The sequence below is a fragment of the Phenylobacterium sp. genome (genome assembly GCF_031425575.1).
Lineage (GTDB): Bacteria > Pseudomonadota > Alphaproteobacteria > Caulobacterales > Caulobacteraceae > Phenylobacterium.
The window spans coordinates 1-4,940 of the sequence record NZ_JANPJP010000266.1; the positions used below are offsets into that span (position 1 = coordinate 1).

The following is a 4,940-nucleotide window of genomic DNA, read 5'->3' on the forward strand; positions in this document are numbered from 1 at the left end:
GGCCGGGAAGCGGACACGATCAGCTCTACGGATTCCGGCCCGGCGCGGGCCCGGGCCACGACGTGATCGACCTCTCCGCTTACGGCTTCAGCAGCCTGGCGCAGGTACTGAACGCCGCAACACGTGATGATTCATACGGGATCCGCATCCAACTCGATGGCGGCAACTCGATTACCGTCGCAGACATTAGTCTGAATGAATTCAGCGCAGACAACTTCGTGTTCATCTGAACCAGCGGCTCTCCGGCGCCGGCCACAGGCCCGACGCCGGAGAGCCGGACACGACATCGAGAAGCCGGTAGAGGCAAGCCGAGGGCCTCGAGGCCCTGACGCGGCTGTTCGTCACGCACCTGTCCCAGGGTCATTCCGAGCGCATGATGACCCGCAGCGTCGCCGACAGCCCGCCGGACGCGGCTTGCATGCGCGATCCCCGCAATCTGGCCGACGACTCGCGGGGCTATGTCACCCAGGCCTTGCCCTGCGCCATAAAGAGGACCTTCCGAAAGTCGCCCTAGGGCCCAACCTGATCGTCGCAGCCGACCTGCTGGCCGCCTGCCCCAGAGCGGACATTGGTAACGACGGCTAAGAGCCCAACTCAGCCCTTGAGTGGGCCTCGGTCTTGGCTGACTGCCCGTCGCGCTCGGTGTTCCCGTTCGCGCCACCCCACCGCGGCGTCCTGCCGCACCTAGCGCGCAAAGTGTTCACCCGACCTTAGAGTCTCCCAGCTAGTCATCCCTTGACGTCAGGCAGCGGGTCGCCGCCTCCGGGGATGACCGACAGGAATGCCCAAACTTCCGAACCTGGCCGGGATGCTCCAGCGCGGCGCCAGCCTGCGTGCGCCCCGGTTCACCCGGCTGCGAACTAAGCTGACCGTGCTCTATGCCGGACTGTTCGTCGCCATCCTCTTCGTCATCCTTTCGGCGGTCTACGCCGCCGTCGCCCGCAACGCCGAGCGCATCGTCCGCGATGAGCTGGCGGTCAGCGGCATGGTCTTCGAGCGCATCTGGGCCCTGCGCTCCCGCGAGCTGGAGAGCGGCGCCAATGTGCTCGCCCGCGACTTTGGTTTCCGCGCCGCCGTCGCCACCCAGGACGCGGCCACCATCCAGTCGGCCCTGGACAACCTGCGCACTCGCCTGGGAATCGACGCGGCCTTCGTCGTGGGCCTTGACGGCAAGGTGCTCACCGCGTCCAGCGCGTCGCGGGCCCGTCCCAGCGACGCGGTGCTGGAGGCCATCGCCGCCCGGGACACCGCCTCAGGCGTCTTCGTCATGGACGGTACGCCCTATGAGGCGGTCTCGGCCCCCATCCTGACCCCCATGCTCAGCGGCTGGGTGGTGTTCGCTGTCCGGCTGGACCAGGCCGAGATGAAGGCCCTGGAGCAGTTCTCCGCCATCCCCCTGCAGCCGGTGGTGCTAGTGCGCGGCGTCAACGGCGGCTGGAAGGCCAACACCTGGGCGGTCTCCACCGCCGAGCTGGAGGCGGTGGGCGCCTTCCTCGACGCGCCGAAATCCAAGCGCCAGGCCAGGGTCACCCGCATCGGCCCAGCCGTGGCGGTGATCAAGCCGATCACCGCCATCGCCCAGGACCAGGTCGTCCTGCTGCTGCGCTATCCGCTGGCCCTGGCGCTCAAGCCCTATGGCTGGCTGCTGGGCGCCATGCTGCTGCTGGCCGTGATGGGGGTCGGGGTGATCGCCGCCGGCAGCTGGGCGCTGGCCCGCAACGTCACCCGGCCCCTGCTGGCCCTGCGCGACGCCGCCGAGCGGCTGGAGCGCGGGGAGGCCGTTCAGGTCGAGGCCGCCGGGACCGACGAGATCGGCTCCCTGGAACGCAGCTTCAACGCCATGGCCCAGGGAATCCGCGAACGCGAACGCGCCCTGAAACTCTCAACCGAGAAGGCGCAGGCCGCCAACCGCGCCAAGAGCGACTTCCTCTCCAATATGAGCCACGAGATCCGCACCCCCCTGAACGGCATTCTGGGCATGGCGCAGATCATGGCGCGCGAACCGGCCAACGCCGCCCACGCGGAGCGCCTGACGGTGATCCGCGAGTCCGGCGAGGCCCTGCTGAAGATCCTCAACGGGGTTCTGGAGATCTCCAAGGCCGTCAAGGCCACCCTGGAGGTCGCCGACTTCGACCTTGCCGCGGTGGTTCGCAAGGCTTGCAAGGCGGAGACTGCGGCGGCGGAGGCCAAGGGGCTCAGCTTCGACATCGCCGTGGCCGCCGAGAGCCAGGGCCGCTGGCGGGGCGACGCCGGGCGTCTGGCCCAGGTGCTGGCCAACCTGGTCTCCAACGCCGTGAAGTTCACCCAGGCTGGCGGGGTCACCGTCGCCGTGGACCACGCGGAGACGACCGTCCGGTTCCGGGTCGCTGACACCGGTGTCGGCATCCCGGCCAAGTGGATCGAGGAAGTCTTCGCGGCCTTCAGCCAGGTGGACGCCTCGGCCACGCGGACCACCGGCGGCGCCGGCCTGGGCCTTTCCGTCGCCCGCGAGATGGCCGCCTTGATGGGGGGGCGGATCACCGCCGCCAGCCAGGAGGGCAGGGGCTCTGTCTTCACCCTGGAGGTTCCGCTGGAGAGGCCGGCCGCCGCCGCGCCCGCGTCGCAAGCCGCCGCGCCCGAGGCGCCCGCGCCCGAAGCGCCCGCGCCCGTGGTGTGCGCCGATATGGAACCCGCCGCCGACGCCCCGCCGCTGCGGGTCCTGGCGGCCGAGGACAACAAGACCAACCAGCTGATCCTGACCTCCCTGCTGGAGCCCTTCGGCGTGGACCTCACCATCGCGCAGAACGGCCGCGAGGCCGCCGAGCTGTTCGCGGCCGGCGGCTTTGATCTGGTGCTAATGGATATCCAGATGCCGGAGATGGGCGGGGTCGAGGCAACGCTCGCCATCCGCCAGGGCGAGGCCGAGCGCGGCGCTGCGCCGACCCCCATCGTAGCGGTCACCGCCAATGTCATGGCCGAGCAGGTGGCGGAGTATCTCGCCGTCGGCATGAGCGGCGTCGTGGCCAAGCCCATCGAGGCCGAGAAGCTGTTCGCCGCCATTGAGGCCGCCCTCGACGGCGCCTCCGAGCCCGCCGCCCAGGCCGCCTGAGACGACTTCCGCACAGGGATCGCTTGTCAAAGGCGGGGCCGCACGGCTAACCCCTGCGTCGAACAATCAGGAGGCCCCCATGGCCATCGACGCGGCGACCGTCCGAAAGGTCGCCAGACTGGCCCGCATCGCCGAGCCCGAAGACCGCATCGAACCGCTGGCCAAGGAGCTCAGCGGCATCATGGACTGGATCGAGCAGTTGGCCGAGGTCGATACCGACGGGGTGGAGCCGATGACCTCCGCCGTCGCCGTGGCCGCGCCGATGCGTGACGACGTCGTCAGCGACGGCGGCGATTCCGCCCGGGTGCTCTCCAACGCCCCCAAGACCGTGGGCGGCTTCTTCGTCGTCCCCAAGGTGGTCGAGTAAGATCATGTCCAACCTGACCTCCCTCACGCTGAAGGCCGCGCTCGCCGGCCTCGCCGACAAGTCCTTCTCCTCGGTCGAACTGACCCAGGCCCACGTCGACGCCGTGGCCGCCGCCAGGCCACTGAACGCCTACATCCTCGAGACGCCCGAGAAGGCCCTCGATATGGCCGCCGCCTCCGACGCCCGCCGGGCCAAGGGGGAGGCCGGCGCCCTGGACGGCGCGCCGCTGGGGATCAAGGACCTGTTCTGCACCGAAGGCGTCCGCACCACCGCCTGCTCCAACATCCTGGGCAACTTCGTGCCCACCTACGAATCCACCATCACCAGCCAGTTGTGGCGCGATGGGGCGGTGATGCTGGGCAAGCTCAACCTGGATGAGTTCGCCATGGGCTCCTCCAACGAAACCAGCGCCTTCGGGCCGGTGGTCAATCCCTGGCGCGCCGAGGGCTCCAACAGCAAGCTGACGCCGGGCGGCTCGTCGGGCGGGTCGGCCACCGCCGTCGCCGCTGACCTCTGCCTGGGGGCAACAGCCACTGACACCGGTGGCAGCATCCGCCAGCCCGCCGCCTTCACCGGCACGGTGGGGATCAAGCCGACCTATGGCCGCTGCTCGCGCTGGGGCGTGGTGGCCTTCGCCTCGTCCCTGGACCAGGCCGGCCCCATCGCCAAGACGGTGGAAGACGCCGCCATCCTGCTGAAGTCCATGTCCGGCCACGACGCCAAGGACTCCACCAGCCTGGACATCGAAGTCCCTGATTTCCCGAGCTTTGTCGGCAAGTCTGTGAAGGGCCTGCGGATCGGTATCCCCAAGGAGTACCGCGTCGACGGCATGCCCGCCGAGATCGAGAAGCTCTGGGAACAGGGCATCGCCTGGCTGAAGGACGCCGGCTGCGAGATCGTCGAGGTGTCCCTGCCGCACACCAAGTACGCCCTGCCGGCCTACTACATCGTGGCGCCCGCCGAGGCCTCCTCGAACCTCGCCCGCTATGACAGCATGCGCTACGGCCTGCGGGTCGAGGGCGCCAACCTCACCGACACCTATGAGAAGACCCGCGCCGCGGGCTTCGGGACCGAGGTCAAGCGCCGCATCATGATCGGCACATATGTGCTCTCGGCGGGCTATTACGACGCCTATTACGTCAAGGCCCTCAAGGTGCGCCGCCGTATCGCCGACGACTTCGACCAGGCCTTCCAGAAGGTCGACGCCCTGCTGACCCCCACCGCACCGTCCGCCGCCTTCGCCCTCGGCGACAACGCCGATGATCCGGTGGCCATGTACCTCAACGACATCTTCACGGTGACGGTGAACCTGGCGGGCCTGCCCGGCATGTCCATCCCCGCGGGCCTCGACCACAAGGGCCTGCCCCTGGGCCTCCAGCTGATCGGCAAGGCGTTGGACGAGGGAACCCTGTTCTCCCTCGGCGGAGCCCTTGAAAAGGCTGCAGATTTCCGCGCCAAGCCCACCCGCTGGTGGTGACAAAAAAG

General features: G+C 69.0%; 5 protein-coding genes. All 5 read left to right on the top strand.

Going from position 1 to position 4,940, the window contains the following annotated elements; all coding sequences use genetic code 11:
- Positions 1 to 230: hypothetical protein (locus RMO97_RS15325; RefSeq protein ID WP_310541910.1), on the top strand; the 230-nt coding region annotated here is incomplete at its 5' end.
- A gap of 143 nt (positions 231 to 373) precedes the next feature.
- Positions 374 to 514: a hypothetical protein gene (locus RMO97_RS15330; RefSeq protein ID WP_310541911.1), complete on the top strand. Its 141-nt coding sequence runs from the start codon at positions 374 to 376 to the stop codon at positions 512 to 514.
- 267 nt (positions 515 to 781) lie between these two features.
- A complete protein-coding gene (locus RMO97_RS15335) occupies positions 782 to 3,088 on the top strand; it encodes an ATP-binding protein (RefSeq protein ID WP_310541912.1) in 2,307 nt (768 codons plus the stop codon).
- Between the two features lie 79 nt (positions 3,089 to 3,167).
- The gene (gatC, locus tag RMO97_RS15340; RefSeq protein WP_310541913.1) at positions 3,168 to 3,455 is read left to right on the top strand and encodes an Asp-tRNA(Asn)/Glu-tRNA(Gln) amidotransferase subunit GatC; all 288 of its coding nucleotides are present in this window, start codon (positions 3,168 to 3,170) and stop codon (positions 3,453 to 3,455) included.
- Between the two features lie 4 nt (positions 3,456 to 3,459).
- The gene (gene gatA, locus RMO97_RS15345; RefSeq protein ID WP_310541914.1) at positions 3,460 to 4,932 is read left to right on the top strand and encodes an Asp-tRNA(Asn)/Glu-tRNA(Gln) amidotransferase subunit GatA; all 1,473 of its coding nucleotides are present in this window, start codon (positions 3,460 to 3,462) and stop codon (positions 4,930 to 4,932) included.
- Positions 4,933 to 4,940 lie beyond the last annotated feature (8 nt).

Bases quoted from the DNA above. Each gene is read 5' to 3' on its own strand.
- RMO97_RS15330 (WP_310541911.1), top strand. From the start codon at position 374: ATGATGACCCGCAGCGTCGCCGACAGCCCGCCGGACGCGGCTTGCATG.
- RMO97_RS15335 (WP_310541912.1), top strand. From the start codon at position 782: ATGCCCAAACTTCCGAACCTGGCCGGGATGCTCCAGCGCGGCGCCAGC.
- gatC (WP_310541913.1), top strand. From the start codon at position 3,168: ATGGCCATCGACGCGGCGACCGTCCGAAAGGTCGCCAGACTGGCCCGC.
- gatA (WP_310541914.1), top strand. From the start codon at position 3,460: ATGTCCAACCTGACCTCCCTCACGCTGAAGGCCGCGCTCGCCGGCCTC.